Annotated in this window: 13 protein-coding genes; 5 read left to right on the top strand and 8 right to left on the bottom strand. The window is 74.7% G+C overall.

Translation table 11 applies throughout. The features are described from left to right. Window positions 1-4: 4 nt before the first annotated feature. On the bottom strand, window positions 5-2,044 hold the full coding sequence (locus ACIQVT_RS14830) for a HelD family protein (RefSeq protein WP_403752168.1): 2,040 nt from the start codon (window positions 2,042-2,044) through the stop codon (window positions 5-7). Window positions 2,045-2,327: 283 nt separating this feature from the next. Between ACIQVT_RS14830 and ACIQVT_RS14835 the strand changes: the two genes are divergently transcribed. Further along, a complete protein-coding gene (locus ACIQVT_RS14835; protein ID WP_403752171.1) occupies window positions 2,328-2,663 on the top strand; it encodes a hypothetical protein in 336 nt (111 codons plus the stop codon). Window positions 2,664-2,879: 216 nt separating this feature from the next. Here the strand turns inward: ACIQVT_RS14835 and ACIQVT_RS14840 are convergent, their stop codons facing one another. Beyond that, window positions 2,880-4,523 carry a DNA repair helicase XPB gene (locus tag ACIQVT_RS14840; protein WP_403752174.1) on the bottom strand — a complete coding sequence of 548 codons (1,644 nt, stop codon included), beginning with the start codon at window positions 4,521-4,523 and terminating at the stop codon, window positions 2,880-2,882. Between the two features lie 91 nt (window positions 4,524-4,614). Then, window positions 4,615-7,203, bottom strand: coding sequence for a helicase-associated domain-containing protein (locus tag ACIQVT_RS14845; RefSeq protein ID WP_403752177.1), 2,589 nt, complete (start codon window positions 7,201-7,203; stop codon window positions 4,615-4,617). A gap of 98 nt (window positions 7,204-7,301) precedes the next feature. On the opposite strand from ACIQVT_RS14845, the gene ACIQVT_RS14850 reads away from it, so the two are divergent. Both ACIQVT_RS14850 and ACIQVT_RS14855 read left to right on the top strand, forming a co-directional pair. Continuing rightward, the gene (locus ACIQVT_RS14850; RefSeq protein WP_403752180.1) at window positions 7,302-8,321 is read left to right on the top strand and encodes a hypothetical protein; all 1,020 of its coding nucleotides are present in this window, start codon (window positions 7,302-7,304) and stop codon (window positions 8,319-8,321) included. Between the two features lie 178 nt (window positions 8,322-8,499). Continuing rightward, complete coding sequence (locus tag ACIQVT_RS14855) at window positions 8,500-9,132, top strand: HAD family hydrolase (protein WP_403752183.1); 633 nt, start codon at window positions 8,500-8,502, stop codon at window positions 9,130-9,132. Here ACIQVT_RS14855 and ACIQVT_RS14860 read toward each other — a convergent pair. Next, window positions 9,108-9,359 (bottom strand): hypothetical protein, encoded by a 252-nt coding sequence (locus ACIQVT_RS14860; RefSeq protein WP_403752186.1) that lies wholly within the window; start codon window positions 9,357-9,359, stop codon window positions 9,108-9,110. The genes ACIQVT_RS14855 and ACIQVT_RS14860 overlap by 25 nt on opposite strands. 163 nt (window positions 9,360-9,522) lie before the next feature. On the opposite strand from ACIQVT_RS14860, the gene ACIQVT_RS14865 reads away from it, so the two are divergent. Next, window positions 9,523-9,906 carry a cold-shock protein gene (locus tag ACIQVT_RS14865; protein ID WP_403752189.1) on the top strand — a complete coding sequence of 128 codons (384 nt, stop codon included), beginning with the start codon at window positions 9,523-9,525 and terminating at the stop codon, window positions 9,904-9,906. Window positions 9,907-9,911: 5 nt separating this feature from the next. Here ACIQVT_RS14865 and ACIQVT_RS14870 read toward each other — a convergent pair whose 3' ends face one another. The 4 genes from ACIQVT_RS14870 to ACIQVT_RS14885 form a co-directional block, all read right to left on the bottom strand. Further along, window positions 9,912-10,760 carry a 1,4-dihydroxy-6-naphthoate synthase gene (locus ACIQVT_RS14870; RefSeq protein WP_403752192.1) on the bottom strand — a complete coding sequence of 283 codons (849 nt, stop codon included), beginning with the start codon at window positions 10,758-10,760 and terminating at the stop codon, window positions 9,912-9,914. Further along, the gene (locus ACIQVT_RS14875) at window positions 10,750-11,466 is read right to left on the bottom strand and encodes a futalosine hydrolase (protein ID WP_403752980.1); all 717 of its coding nucleotides are present in this window, start codon (window positions 11,464-11,466) and stop codon (window positions 10,750-10,752) included. The genes ACIQVT_RS14870 and ACIQVT_RS14875 overlap by 11 nt, the downstream gene beginning before the upstream one ends. After that, a complete protein-coding gene (locus ACIQVT_RS14880) occupies window positions 11,466-11,939 on the bottom strand; it encodes a DUF2771 domain-containing protein (protein ID WP_403752195.1) in 474 nt (157 codons plus the stop codon). Before ACIQVT_RS14880 ends, ACIQVT_RS14875 begins: the two co-directional genes overlap by 1 nt. A gap of 106 nt (window positions 11,940-12,045) precedes the next feature. Then, the gene (locus ACIQVT_RS14885; RefSeq protein ID WP_403752198.1) at window positions 12,046-13,446 is read right to left on the bottom strand and encodes an MFS transporter; all 1,401 of its coding nucleotides are present in this window, start codon (window positions 13,444-13,446) and stop codon (window positions 12,046-12,048) included. Between the two features lie 313 nt (window positions 13,447-13,759). On the opposite strand from ACIQVT_RS14885, the gene ACIQVT_RS14890 reads away from it, so the two are divergent. Then, window positions 13,760-14,683, top strand: coding sequence for a DUF3027 domain-containing protein (locus ACIQVT_RS14890; RefSeq protein ID WP_403752201.1), 924 nt, complete (start codon window positions 13,760-13,762; stop codon window positions 14,681-14,683). Window positions 14,684-14,982 lie beyond the last annotated feature (299 nt).

Raw genomic sequence — 14,982 nt, forward strand, 5'->3', positions numbered from 1 at the left:
GGCGCTACCCGGCGAGCTGCGCGGGCAGCGGGGCCGAGTGGGTGACGATCAGGCCGGACACCGCACGCGTCAGCGCCACGTACAACCGGCGCAGGCCCGTCCGCTCGTCCGGTTCGCCGTCCACCACGGCCCGCGGCTCGTCCAGGACCACGTAGTCGTACTCCAGGCCCTTGGCGAGCGAGGCCGGGACGAGCGTCAACCGGGTCTCCCGGGTCGTCTCCTCACCCGGCCCGAGGTGGCCGATGCCGGCCGCGGCCAGCGCTTCGGCCAGCTCCGGGATCCGGGCGTCGGCGGCGATGAGACCGGTCGAGCCCTCGTTGCGCAGCAGCTCGGCGCAGGCCGCGACGACACCGGCCGGCTCCGCGGCCGTACGGATCTCGAAGAAGCCCGGGTTCTCCCGGACGGAGGCGACCGGGGTGAGACCGGGCGCGATGTGGGGCAGCAGCCGCGAGGCGTACGTGATCACGTCCGTCGGCACGCGGAAACCGGCCGTCAGCTCCTCGACGGCCCCGTCCGGCTTGCCGAGGTGGGCCAGCGCCTCCGCCCAGCTCCGGGTCGCCCACGGGGTCGTGCCCTGCGCGAGGTCGCCCAGGACGGTCGCGCTGCCGGTGGTGCAGCGGCGGCCGACGGCCCGGTACTGCATCGGGGACAGGTCCTGCGCCTCGTCCAGGACGACATGGCCGAGCGAGGCGGTGCGCCGGATCAGGTCGGCCGCCTCGTCGATCAGCACCGCGTCCGCCGCCGACCACCTGGCCGCCTTCACGCTCCGCACCGGCCTGTCCCACCGGATCGTCCGCTGCTCGTCCTCGTCCAGGAGGCCCGCGGCGTGCTCGGCGAGGAACGCGGCGTCGGTCAGCAGCCGCAGCACCAGCTTCGCCGGGTCGACGGCCGGCCAGAGCGTCTTCACGGCCGCCTTCACCGCGGCGTTGCGGGCGACCGCGTCCTGCACCCGGTCGTCGGGGGCCTCCCCGGCCTGCTCCATCCGCACGAGCACCGCGTGCGCGACGCGCTGCGGCAGCGCCTCGCGGGCGGCCCCGTAGCGGATGTCCCGCGCCAGCAGCTCCCGGACGATGTCCTCCAGCTCGTGCGCGGGGACCCGCCAGCGCCGCGAACCGCGTACCACCACCACCGGCTCGGCCGGCAGGGTCACGTGGGAGTACAGGGCCCGGCGCAGCACCTCGGCCATCCGGGCGTCGCCCTTGACCACGGCGGCGGACGCGTCGTCCGTGCCGCGCACCTCCACGTGGGCGACGAGGTCGTCCACGGTGGCCTGCTGCACGGCCAGCTCGCCCAGGGCGGGCAGCACCTGCTCGATGTAGTGCAGGAACGATCGGTTCGGCCCGATGACGAGGGTGCCGGTGCGGGCCAGCCGCTCGCGGTGGGCGTAGAGCAGGTAGGCCACCCGGTGCAGGCCGACGGCCGTCTTGCCGGTGCCGGGACCGCCCTGCACGCAGACGGTGCCGCCGAGCCCGCTGCGGACGATCTCGTCCTGCTCGGGCTGGATGGTGGCGACGATGTCCCGCATCGGGCCGACACGCGGCCGTTCGATCTCCCGCTGGAGCAGCTTGCTGGTGGGGCCGGTGCCGTCCGGCGGGGAGCCGGCCGCGTCGTCGAGGTGCTCGTCCTCGTACGCCGTGAGGTCGCCGCCCGTGTAGCCGAAGCGGCGGCGCAGCCCGACGTCCATGGGGTCCTTGCGGGACGCCCGGTAGAAGGCCTGCGAGACCGGTGCCCGCCAGTCGATGACCATGGGGTCGCCGTGGGCGTCGTGCACGTGCCGCCGCCCGATGTAGAAGCGTCCGCCCGTCTCCCACCGCTGCTGCCGGTAGTCGAGGCGGCCGAAGAACAGCGGGGTGTCGCTGAGGTCGGCCAGCGCTCTGACGCGTTCCTCGATCTGCCGGGCGAGGACCTCGGCGTTGACCCAGTTCGCGGTGACGTCCCGGATGTCCAGGGACTCCGCGTCCTCCCGCATGGCGCGCAGGGCGGCACGGGAGGCGGCGAGGTGGGCGCGTTCTCGGGCCAGGGGGTCGTCGGTGGGCGTGGACAAGGGGGTGCCTCCGGTGGGCCTGCTGCGTGGGCTGTGTCGGTGCCGTCCGGTTTCCGGCCGGACGGCGGCGCTCCGGTGGGGGAGGCGGGCAAGAGCGGAGATTTTAGAGGGACCGGCGGACGGGTGCCAGCGAATATCGGGGCCGCGGGGCGCCCCGGCCCGACGGAACTGCCCTGACGGCGGCGACCGTTGGCGGGCGTGCGCGTCCTCCTGCCGCTCGGCTCGTGTGACAGCATGATCAACCGCTGTCCGATCATTTCGACCGACCGAACGGGGACACCGCATGCCCTTCCCGACGCCACCGATCCGCAGGGCGGTGGGCGCGCTGACCGCCGCCACCGCGCTCGCCCTGGGCGCCACCGTCCTGGCCGCGCCCGGCGCCTACGCCGTCGACTCCTCCGGCTGCACCAAGAACATCAAGGACGCGACCTACCCGGTCGTCCAGTGGGACCACGCCGACATGCACACCGGCCCCGGCTACACCTACAAGGTGAAGAAGTCGGTCTTCGCGGGCAACAAGGTGCGCGTGTACTGCACCGCCTACAAGAAGGGCGTCACCTGGTACTACGGCAAGTCCGGCACCACCAAGGGCTGGATGGACAGCTACGCGTTCTTCTAGACCGCCCGGCGCGGCCGGAACGGCGCCGCGCTAGGGCCTGTCGTTTGGATCAGGCCGGCCATGAGGTGCGGCGCCTGTCAGCCCACCCGAGCGAGGTCTGGTGCGTGCAGCTGCAAGGCGGAGGAGGGAGTCGACGCGGAGCGTCGGGGACCGACGACAACGCCGCAGATGTGCGTGCCGGACCCCGCGACGCCGGAACGATCCCAACGACAGGCCCTAGCCGTCGGCCAGGATCTCGTCGGCGTCCATGATGCGGTACGCGTACCCCTGCTCCGCCAGGAACCGCTGGCGGTGGGCGGCGAAGTCCTGGTCGAGGGTGTCGCGGGCGACCACCGAGTAGAAGTGCGCCTGGTGGCCGTCGGCCTTCGGGCGCAGCACCCGGCCGAGCCGCTGGGCCTCCTCCTGCCGGGAGCCGAACGTCCCCGACACCTGGATGGCGACCGTGGCCTCCGGCAGGTCGATGGAGAAGTTGGCGACCTTCGACACCACCAGCACGCTGATCTCGCCCTCGCGGAAGGCGTCGAAGAGCTTCTCCCGCTGCGCGTTGGACGTCTCGCCCTTGATGACCGGCGCGTCCAGGTGCTCGCCCAACTCGTCCAGCTGGTCGATGTACTGGCCGATGACCAGGATCTGCTGGCCCGCGAACCGGCGGACGATCGCCTCGGTGACCTTCCGCTTGGTGGCGGTGGTGGCGCAGAAGCGGTACTTCTCCTCCGCCTCGGCGGTGGCGTACGCCAGCCGCTCGGCGTCGGTGAGGTTGACGCGGACCTCGACGCAGTCGGCGGGCGCGATGTAACCCTGCGCCTCGATCTCCTTCCACGGCGCGTCGAACCGCTTGGGCCCGATCAGCGAGAACACGTCCGACTCACGTCCGTCCTCGCGGACCAGGGTCGCCGTCAGCCCCAGACGCCGCCGCGCCTGGAGGTCGGCGGTGAACTTGAAGACGGGCGCGGGCAGCAGGTGCACCTCGTCGTAGACGATCAGCCCCCAGTCCCGGGAGTCGAACAGCTCCAGGTGCGGGTAGACACCCTTCCGCCGGGTCGTGAGGACCTGGTAGGTGGCGATGGTGACGGGCCGGATCTCCTTGCGCGTCCCGCTGTACTCGCCGATCTCGTCCTCGGTCAGCGACGTCCGCTTCACCAGCTCGTGCTTCCACTGCCGGGCCGAGACGGTGTTGGTGACCAGGATCAGCGTGGTGGACCGGGCCTGGGCCATCGCCCCGGCGCCGACCAGCGTCTTGCCGGCACCGCACGGCAGCACCACGACACCGCTCCCGCCGTGCCAGAAGTTCTCCACGGCCTGCTTCTGGTACGGCCGCAGCGCCCAGCCGTCCTCCAGCAGGTCGATGGCGTGCGCCTCGCCGTCGACGTACCCGGCGAGGTCCTCCGCCGGCCAGCCCAGCTTCAGCAGCGTCTGCTTGATCTGCCCCCGCTCCGAGGGGTGCACGGCCACGGTGTCCGCGTCGATGCGGGCACCGACCAGCGGGGCGATCCGCTTGGACTTCAGCACCTCCTCCAGCACCGGGCGGTCGGTGGTGGTGAGGACGAGTCCGTGCGCGGGGTGCTTGCTCAGGGTGAGGCGGCCGTAGCGGTCCATCGTCTCGGCGATGTCGACGAGCAGCGCGTGCGGCACGGGGTACCGGCTGTACTCCACCAGGGCGTCCACGACCTGCTCGGCGTCGTGCCCGGCGGCGCGCGCGTTCCACAGGCCGAGCGGGGTCACCCGGTAGGTGTGGATGTGCTCGGGTGCCCGCTCCAGCTCGGCGAAGGGCGCGATGGCGCGCCGGCAGTCACCGGCCCGCTCGTGGTCGACCTCCAGGAGCAGGGTCTTGTCGGACTGGACGATCAGTGGACCGTTCACGCGCGGCACACCCTTTCCGCAATAGCCAAACGTCCAGTGTGCCTCATCCGGCCCACTTCCCCGAGGGGCCGCGGGGGCCGGCGGGGCGGACTCAGTCCTCCGCCAGCTCGGCGACGCCCGTGATCCGGTGCAGGGGGAACGTGCGCACCTCGTCCGCCGTGTGGTCGTACGCCGTCACGAAGCCGCCCTCGACCCGGATCGGGGCGATCACCCGCTGGGTGGCGGCGCCCTCGGCGTTGACGTAGCCGATCCACACCGAGTCACCGGTCAGGACCGCGGCCTGCATGGTGGCCAGGGTGTCCGCGGCGGACGTGCGGGGCAGCTCGCCGCCCGCCGGGGCCCCGTCGACGGGCTTGCGCGGGGCGGTGGCGGCCAGGTCACCGGCGCGGATCGCGCGGACCGCCGCCGCGAGGAGCGTGGCGTCGGGCGGCGGCGGCCCCTCCGGCACCGGCTCGGGCGCGGTGCGCGGCGGGGTGCGGTGGGCGTGGGCGCGGGCGATCAGCACGTCGCCCTCGGCGGACTCGGCGGCGGGCGCGTACCCCATCGCGCGCAGGCCCTCCAGCAGCGCCGCCGGGTCGCTCTGCGAGGCCAGCACGGTCGGGGCGAGGCGGCGCAGGCGCAGGCCGGCGGCGCGCCGGTCGGCGAGGATCTCGTTCAGCAGCGCGTCGTCGTCGCAGCGGACGTACGCCGAGGCCGCGCCGACCCGCAGGTGGCCGTGTCTGCGGGCCACGTCGTCGATCAGGTAGGCCAGCGGCTGCGGCACCGGGGTGCGGGAGTGCTCGGCGAGGAAGGCGTGCAGGTCGGCGGCGGCCCGGCCGGCGTCCAGGGCGCGGCGCACGGAGGCGGGGGTGAACCGGTACACGGTCGCGCCGCCCTTGGACTCCACGTCCGCGAGCACCCCCAGCGTGTCCGCGAGCGGGCGGCGCAACGGCCCGGGGGCGACCGCGGTCAGGTCGGCCTGGAGCAGCACGTGGTCCAGCGGCTCCGGCAGCAGCGGGGTGAGCAGCCGGGCCGCGGCGGCGGTCGCGGCGGCCCGCTCGGGGCCGGACAGGGGCGCGGGCCGGGCGGCGGGCCGGTGGTGGTGCACGGGCAGCTTGTCCCCGGGCCCGGCCGGGTCCGCGGCGCCGGCGGCGGGCCCGGCGGACGCCGGGGCGGCGGGCGCGCCGAGCAGCGCGCGGCCGTGCGCCGACAGGGCACCCCGCCCGGTCACGCCCAGCAGTTCGGCCTCCGTCAGCGTCCAGCGGGCGAGCCGGGTGCGCAGGTCCTCCTCGCCCCCGTCCTTCCCCCACGGCCCGCCGCGCTCGCGCGGGGCGGCGCCCACCGGACCGCGCAGCGGATGCTCCCACCGCAGCCGGGCCAGCACCGACCCGGTGTCCGGGGCCGCGCCCTGCGGCAGCGCGGCCAGCAACGTCAGCACCCGGTGCCGCACCTCGGGCGCGGCGGACCGGTCCAGGCCCGGGCCGAGCGCCGACAGCGTGCGGTCCTTGGCGTCCCGGCCGCCGATCAGGCCCGGGGCGCGGGTGGCCGCCAGCCACGCCTCGGCGAGCCGGCCCCAGCGGTCGGCGGGCGGCGCCTCCAGCCACTCGTCGTAGGCGGGCGTGGCCGCGTACCGCTCGTCGGCCTCGCCGTCGGACGCGATCAGACCGGCCGCGTAGGCCAGTTCGGCCCAGAAGGCGGCGACCGGCTCCGACACGTCCAGGGCGACCGCCGTCCGCTTCAGGTCGCGGACGCTCAGCCCGCCCGCCCGCAGCACCGCCGGACCGCCCTCGTCCCAGTCCTTCAGCAGCTCCTCGACGGTCGCCAGGGCGGTGTACGCCTGACCGGCGGCCGTCGCGTCCACCACCTGCGGGCCGTGCGTCGCGGCCGTCGCCACCGCGGGCGGCAGCGGCTCCGGGGTGCGGTGGGCGCGGCCCTCCCGCAGGTGCAGGGCCACCTCGCGGGGCAGGACGACCGTGCCGGGGGCCGTCGGCAGCAGCAGCCCGCGGTCCAGCAGCCACCGCAGGTGCGCGGCCGGATCCGCGGTGACCTGCCCGTACGGCGGCCCCCACACCAGCCGGGACAGCACCTCGCGGGCGGCCTCGGGCGCCCCGGCGAGCAGCTTCGCCATCTTCCTGCGGTGGGTGAACAGCCCGGTCAGCGCGGTCACCGCGGACACCGCGTCATGGGTCGACGCCAGCCCGGCCGCCGTCACGATCTCCTGGATCCGGCCCGGCGACATGCCCGAGGTGGCCTCCCGCACGGTGGGGCCCAGCCCGGTCGGGGACGGGTGCTGCGCGGACGGCGCGAGCAGTTCACGGGCGGTGCGCACCAGCCGCAGCCGGTCGTCGTCGCCCCACACCAGCGCCTGCTCGCGCAGGGTGGCCAGGGCCCGCGGCAGCGCGGCGGCCACCGCCTCGTCCACGGCGTCCCCCGCCATCAGCCCCAGCAGCGTGTCGTACGGCGCCGGGTCCGGGGCCACCGCCAGCGCCTCCGCCGTCTGGAGCGCGAACCGGTCCAGCCGCTCCAGGGCGCGCAGCACCGACGCGCGCGTGCCGGCGCGGGTGGCGAGCTGGGTCAGGTCGGTGGGGACGGGGGTGATGAGGTCCGGGCGGCTGCGCAGCAGCGCGGCCAGGGAGGCGTCGTCCCTGGCGCGGAGCGCTTCCGCGAGGGACCGAGGGACTGAGTGGGCCTCGGGGCTCATCCGGCCAACGGTAGCGGACTTCCCTCTGCCCGGGGCGCCGGGACAGAGGGGGTACGGTCCTCACGGGGGTTCAGTCGGCGTCACCCCGGAGGGGTTTCGTGGGGATCGAGAGCGACCAGGTCGTCTACGAGTATCTGAGCCGCGTCGGAGACGTCGCGCAGCAACGGCAGCTTCCGTCGGCCACCCGGATGCGGCTCGTGTCGGAGCTGCGCAACGAGATCGACCGGTCGCGGGCGAGGACGACGGTGGACTCGCCCGCCGCCGTCCGCCGCATCCTGGAGCGCCTCGGCACCCCCGACGAGGTGGTCTCGGCGGCGGACGGCACCGGCGGGGGGCCGCCGCCGCCCGGCACCGCGGTGCCGGCCCAGCCCGCGGACCGCGAGCCGACGTCCGGGCCGGGGCCGGGGCCGCTGGAGAAGGGCGCCCGTGGGCGGTGGGCGCGGGCCGTGCCGCGTCCGCGCGCCGCCGCACCGGCGCCGCCGCCCGCCGCCGCGTCCCCGCCGCACCTCGCGCCCGCGCATGAACTGGGGGACGCGGTGGCGGCGCCCGACTGGTGGCGGATGAGTCCCGGTGGTCCCCTGGCCGACCTCGACCCGGTGCCGGGGTTCGTCGGCGGGGTCGAGATCCCCGAGCTGCTCAGACGGCCCCCGGAGGCCGACGGCACGGGTGCGGGAGCGGCGGGGGCCGAGGATGCGAAGGGGGCGGAGGCCCAGGTCGGCGCGGGCCCGGGCGACGACGCCGTGGCCGGGACCGTCCGGCGCCGCCGGTTCCCGCGGCCCGCCGCCGGCTGGTCCAACCCGCTGTTGCTGCTCGCCGCCGCCGCTCTGGTCGCCGGCGCGGTGCTCGGCAGCTGGCTCCCGCTGGGACTGGGCTGGCTGATCGCCTACGGGTCGCGGCGGCTGACGCCGGCCGAGACCAAGTGGGCGGTACTGGTGCTGCCGGGTACGGCGGTCGCGGCTGGACTGGCGTGGCTGTGGGGGCGTACCGAGGGGCGGTGGGGCGAGCCGATCGCCCAGGGGCACCTCGGCGACGCCGTCGGCGAGACGTGGCCGTGGGTCGTCAGGGGAGCGGCGGTCGCCTCGGCGCTGTACCTGGCGTGGCGCTCCCAACGGAAGTGACTCCGTCGGTTGCGCGGTGGGGCTCGGCTGCGGTTCGGGGTGTGTGCCGGGTGCGGGTGGGTCGTGGTTGCTCGCGCAGTTCCCCGCGCCCCTTTCGGGGTGTCGTCGCCCGTGCCTCTTTCGGTGGCCGGGATTCTGGCGGGTGGGGGGCTGCTGGGGGGTTTTGGGGGGCGGCAGAATGTGGGGTATGGCTTCCTCATTGACCGTCGGGTTCGACCTGGACATGACCCTCATCGACTCGCGGCCGGGCATCCGCGCCTGTTACCTGGCGCTGTCGGAGCGGACGGGGACGTTCATCGACGCCGATCTCGCGGTGACCCGGCTCGGGCCGCCGCTCGCGGAGGAGCTGATCCACTGGTTTCCGGCCGATCAGGTGCCGGTGATGGCCGATCTGTACCGGGAGATGTATCCGTCGACGGCCATCACCGCGACGCACGCCATGGCGGGTGTGCGGGAGGCGATCGACGCGGTCCGGGCGGCCGGCGGCAGGACGATGGTGGTGACCGCGAAGTACGAGCCGAACGCCAAGCTGCACCTGGCCCACCTCGGCATCGAGCCGGACGTGGTCGTCGGCGACCTGTGGGCGGAGCAGAAGGCGCTGGCGCTGCGCGAGCACGGCGCGGGCGTGTACGTCGGAGACCACGTCGGTGACGTGCGCGGGGCCCGTACGGCGGGCGCGCTCGCGGTGGCCGTGGCGACCGGCCCGTGCCCGGCGCCGGAGCTGCGGGCGGCCGGGGCGGACGTCGTCCTGGACGACCTGTCGGCGTTCCCGGATTGGCTCGCCGGCTACCGGGAGGCGTCCCGCGCCTGACGGCGTCCGGCGGCGACGGACCGCAGCACTCCGGCGGCGGCGACGAGGAAACCGACGGCCATGAGCATGCTCAGGCCGAACATGTACGTCGGGAAAGGCGTCGCGCCGAGCAGCATCGGAGCCACCGTCACCAGGGTGGCCACGGCCCCGACGAAGAAGACGACGGCACCGGCGCGGATCAGCCGGTCACCGGGCTCGGGGGAATTCGGTTGGGTTTTGTCACGCACCCGACCAGGGTAGTTCCTGGCGCGAGAGAACAGCCGGGGGACGTCTTGTCACCCGCCCGAAGACCATTAGCCTTGGTAGCGGCGGGTCACGGTGGGCCCGCTCTGTGCTATCAAGAGCCGTTTCCGAAGCATTCCCCCAACGAGTACGAGGACGAGGACAGACGTGCCTACCGGCAAGGTCAAGTGGTTCAACAGCGAGAAGGGCTTCGGCTTCCTCTCCCGCGACGACGGCGGTGACGTCTTCGTCCATTCCTCGGTTCTCCCCGCCGGAGTCGATGTGCTCAAGCCGGGTCAGCGCGTGGAGTTCGGGGTGGTCGCCGGCCAGCGCGGCGACCAGGCGCTGTCGGTCGTCGTGCTCGACCCGACCCCGTCGGTCGCCGCCGCCCAGCGCAGGAAGCCGGACGAGCTGGCCTCGATCGTGCAGGACCTGACGACCCTGCTGGAGAACATCACGCCGCAGCTGGAGAAGGGCCGTTACCCCGACAAGGTCTCCGGCAAGAAGATCGCCGGCCTGCTCCGCGCGGTCGCCGACCAGCTGGACGTCTAGGAAGGTCAGGGGAAGGCGAGCGCGTCCGGGCCGAGGGGCGGTACGAGTCCTTCGGCCGCCGCGCGGGTGAGCAGTCCGCGGACCGCGGCGTACCCGTCCTCGCCGAGGTCGGCGGTGAACTCGTTGACGTACAGCCCGATGTGCTGGTCGGCGACGGCCGGGTCCATCTCCTGGGCGTGGGCGAGGACGTACGGGCGGGAGACCTCCGGGTCGTCCCAGGCGGCCCGCACCGAGGCGCGGACGGACTCGGCGAGCCGGTGAAGTGTCCCGGCGCCCAGCGCGCGCTTGGCGATGATCGCGCCGAGCGGGATCGGCAGTCCGGTGGTCCGCTCCCAGTGCTCGCCCATGTCGGCGAGCTTGTGCAGCCCGTAGTCGCGGTAGGTGAACCGGGCCTCGTGGATGACCAGTCCGGCGTCCACCTTGCCCTCCCGCACGGCCGGCATGATCTCGTGGAACGGCAGGACGACGATCTCGCCGACCCCGCCCGGCAGCGTGTCCGCGGCCCACAGGCGGAACAGCAGGTAGGCGGTGGACTTCTCGCTGGGCACCGCCACCGTACGGCCCGTCAGGTCGGTCCCGGGCTCGCGGGTGAGGACCAGCGGTCCGCAGCCCCGGCCCAGCGCGCCGCCGCACGGCAGCAGCGTGTACGTGTCCAGGACGTACGGCAGGACGGCGTACGACACCTTCAGCACGTCCGACTCGCCGCGCTCGGCCATGCCGTTGGTGATGTCGATGTCGGCGAAGGTCACGTCCAGCGCGGGGGCGCCGGGGACGCGCCCGTGGGCGACGGCGTCGAAGACGAAGGTGTCGTTGGGGCAGGGCGAGTACGAGATCTTCAGCGGCTCAGTGGTCATGCGGGTTCCAACTCTCCAGTGCGGGCGCGAGCTTCCCGAAACCCTCGGTGAGGGCGGCGAGGGCGTCGCCGATGCGCCAGGCGGCACGGTCGCGGGGCCCGACGGGGTTGGAGACGGCGCGGATCTCCAGTACGGGCACCCCGTGCGCGGCGGCGGCCTCGGCCACCCCGAACCCCTCCATGCCCTCGGCGAGCGCGCCGGGGTGCGCTGCGCGGAGGGCGGCGGCGCGGGCGGCGGTGCCGGTCACGGTGGAGACGGTCAGGACGGTGCCGGTACGGGCGCCGGTGGCCTCGGACACGACTCGTACGAGTGAGGGCGGCGGGCGGTGGGTGACGGTCCCGAACCCGAGCGCGGTGACCGGCAGGAAACCGTCGGCGGTCTCGGCGCCGAGGTCGGCCGCGGTGACCGCGTCGGCGACGACGAGCGAGCCGACGGGCGCGCCGGGCGCGAAACCGCCGCCGATCCCGGCCGAGACCACCAGGCCGTAGGGCCGGCCGGCCAGCGCGGCGGCGGTGAGGGCGCCGGCGGTGGACGCGGCGGCGAGCGCCGGGCCGACCCCGGCGGCCAGCAGGTCCCAGCCGGCGGCCGTGCGGTGCAGCACCGCGCCCGGCAGTCGTACCTCCTCGGGCGCGGGCAGCGCCCGGGCCACCGCGTCCCGCTCGACGGGGACCGCGGTGGCGACCAGGACCGGTGCCGCCGTCGTGATCAGGCCTTCTTCAGCTTGAAGGACCAGACGCCCTCGTTCGCCTTGCCGCCCATGCGGATGGAGAGCGCGTTGGTGTTGCCCTGGGTGCCGTACTGGGCGCTGAAGAAGGCGCTGCTCGGGATCGTCCGGTACGTCTCCTTGCTGGTGTCGGTGAACTGGCGGCCGTTCACCAGGAGGATCCAGCCGGCGTCCGCGACCTTCGGGTCGACGCCGATGCGGACGGTCTCGTCCTGGCCGACCTTGATCGACTCGACGTCGTCGGCCTTCTTGGCGCACTTCGCCAGCGACTTGGCGTCGAGGGCCTTGCCGTCGTTGTAGCAGAGGGCCTCGGCGTTGACCGAGCTCCTGCCGACGGTGATCGTCGCGACGGGTGTCGGCTTGTCGCAGGCCGACAGGACGAGCAGTCCGGCGGAAACGGCGCCGGCGGCGGCGACGGCGCGGCGGCGTCGCACAACGGATTGCAGCGTGGTCATGGCCGAAGGCTATCGGGCGGCCCTCGCCGTCCGCCCACGCGGGGTGCGGCGTGCCCGGTTCGTTACGCCGCCCGTGCCCGGGGCCGTCCCGGACGGCGCCGGATCGTTACGCCACCTGGGCCCGGGCCCGGGTGCCGTGCCGGGCCGAGGCGAGCAGCCCGCGCAGCGTGCTCAGCCAGCCGACCGCCACGAACGCGGCACCGACCAGCAGCCCCACCGTGCCGTTCAGCGGCATCACGATGCCGACCGCGCCGCCCAGCACCCACGCCATCTGGAGCAGCGTCTCGGAGCGGGCGAACGCCGAGGTGCGCACCGCCTCCGGCACGTCCCGCTGGATCAGCGCGTCCAGCGCCAGCTTGGCCAGCGCCTGCGCGAACCCGGCGACCGCGGCGAGACAGGCCACCAGGAACGCCCCGAAGAACACGGCGGCGATCACCGCGGCGCCCAGGACCACCGCCACCACGGTCACGATGATGATCTCCGGGGCGCGGGACTTCAGCCACGCCCCCACGGCCGTGCCCAGCGCGTTGCCGGTCCCCGCCGCGACACCCACCACGCCCAGCGACACCGCCGCGCTCTCACCGGTCAGCGGGTGCTCGCGCAGCAGGAACGCGAGGAAGAAGATCAGGAAGCCGGACAGGCAGCGCAGGCCGGCGTTGGCGCCGAGCGCGTGCGTGACGGCGGGCCCGACGGTCCGCAGCCCCGGCCGCCGGGTCCGGGCGCGGCACGCGCCGGGCAGGCTCTCCTCGTCCGCGGCGAGCAGCGCCCTGCCCTCGCCCTTGGCCGAGTCCACCGTGGGCGGCAGCGAGAACGACAGCACCGTGCCGCCGACGAAGATCACGAAGGCGCCGTACAGCGGCCACGGGTCCCCTATGGTGTGCAGCCCCGCCGCCACCGGCGCGGCCGCACCGGTGGCCAGCAGCCCGGCCAGGGTCACCCTGGAGTTCGCCTTCACCAGCGAGAACCCGGACGGCAGCAGTCTGGGCACGACGGCGCTGCGGACCACGCCGTACGCCTTCGACGCCACCAGCACGCCCAGCGCCGCCGGATACAGCTCCAGGCTGCCGCTCGCCACCGCACCTGAGATGACCAGCGCCAGCAGTGCCCGCGCGAGCATCGCCCCGGCCATCGCCGCCCGCCGCCCGTGCGGCAGCCGGTCCAGCAGGGGCCCGATGACGGGCGCGAGCACCGTGAACGGCGCCATGGTGATGGCGAGGTACAGCGCGACCCGGCCCCGGGCCTCGTCCGTGGGCACCGAGAAGAACACGGTGGAGGCCAGCGCCACGGTGATCATCACATCGCCGGCGCCGTTCACCGCGTGCAGTTCGATCAGCTTTCCCAGGCCCGACTCGCCGGCCCCGTGCGCGTGCGTCACCCTGCGGATGCCCCGCGCCGTGCCGGTGACCGGGAGGTGCAGGGCACGCCCCACCGAGCGGACGGCACCACCCACCCGGCCCGAACCGCCGCCCCGACCCTCTACCTTGTCCGCGGCTGTCACGCCGTTCATAGTGCCCCGAGATCGGCTTCGATAGTGCCCTCCGTACGCGTGTGGCGGCCCGCAAGGCTCTGATCGGGCCCCGCCGGGGCCCCGGAACGGGGTCCCGCGCCCGCCACTCGGCCGGGGCGGGTGGCCGGGTCGGGGAATCCACGAATCCCGCCCGGTGTAGCGTGCCTATCTCAGCCATAACGCAGAATGGATGGCAGAGGTGCGCCCGGGCGCGCGGATGCAGACGTCGATGCGGTCCCCTGGTCCGCTCCGTAGGCGAAACCGCCGGAGGCAGCCGCACTCGATGAGACGGCGTAGGAGAGAAGCGATACCTGTGAGCGCAGCGACCACGCGAAGCCGCACCCCCGACCGCCTGTGCGCCGAGGCCGTCGACCTCGCACGCGCCGCCGCCGAGGAGGCCGCCGCGCCCGGCGTGGTCGGTGAGCACAGCGGCCTGGTGTCCGAGGGCGACCGCGTTGTCACGCACTTCTTCGACTGCGAGGAGCTGGGCTACCGCGGCTGGCGCTGGGCGGTGACGGTGGCCCGCGCCTCCCGCGCCAAGATCGTCACCCTCGACGAGGTCGTCCTCCTGCCCGGCCCCGACGCCCTCCTCGCCCCCGAGTGGGTCCCGTGGAGCGAGCGCCTGCGCCCCGGCGACCTCGGCCCCGGCGACCTCCTCCCCACCGACCAGGACGACCTGCGCCTGGAACCCGGTTACACCGGCGAGGAGGAGCCGCTGCCCAGTGCGGCGGTCTCCGAGGAGATGCGGGAACTGGCCGAGGCCGAGGACGCCGACGTCACCCCCGGCACGCCCGCCGTGCAGCAGGCCGTCCCGGCCCGCGGCACGATCGCCGCCGTCGCCGAGGAACTCGGCATGCGCCGGGCGCGCGTCCTGTCCCGCTACGGCCTGCACAGCGCCGCCGACCGCTGGGAAGAGGCCTTCGGCCCCAAGACCCCCATGGCCCAGGCCGCCCCGGCCGGCTGCGTCAGCTGCGGCTTCCTCGTCCCCATCGGCGGCTCCCTCGGCCAGGCCTTCGGCGTCTGCGCCAACGAGTTCTCACCGGCCGACGGCCACGTGGTCTCCCTCGCCTACGGCTGCGGCGGCCACTCCGAGGCGGCGGTCATGCCCAAGCCCCCGCAGCCCGCCGCGCCGGTCGTCGACGAGACCCGGGTCGACCCCTTCCCGCTCCGCCCCGCCCGCGACTCCGGCTCCGTCCCGGACACCGACGACGAGACCGCGGAACTCGGACACTCCTGACCCCCGACCCCGGGCACCCACCCACCCGGCCGCCCTCGGCGGACGGGGCCCGGCCGGGCGGGCGCCGGGTCTCCGCGACCCGTCAGCCACCTGGGCGGGGAGGGCGTCCTTGAGGGCGTACGGCGTCGGCACTGCCGCGAGCGCGTTCACGAGCGGCACGCCCCCCGGTGCGGGCCGCCCCGGCTCGGGCCGCCGGTCTCCGTGTGTGTCGGCCACCTGGGTGGGGTGGGTGTCCTTGAGGCGTGCCGCGTCGGCACTGCCGCGCGAGCGCGTTCACGAGCGGCACGCCCCCCGGTGCG

This window comes from Streptomyces sp. NPDC100445, from assembly GCF_044759735.1.
In the GTDB taxonomy this organism is placed as follows: Bacteria; Actinomycetota; Actinomycetes; order Streptomycetales; family Streptomycetaceae; genus Streptomyces.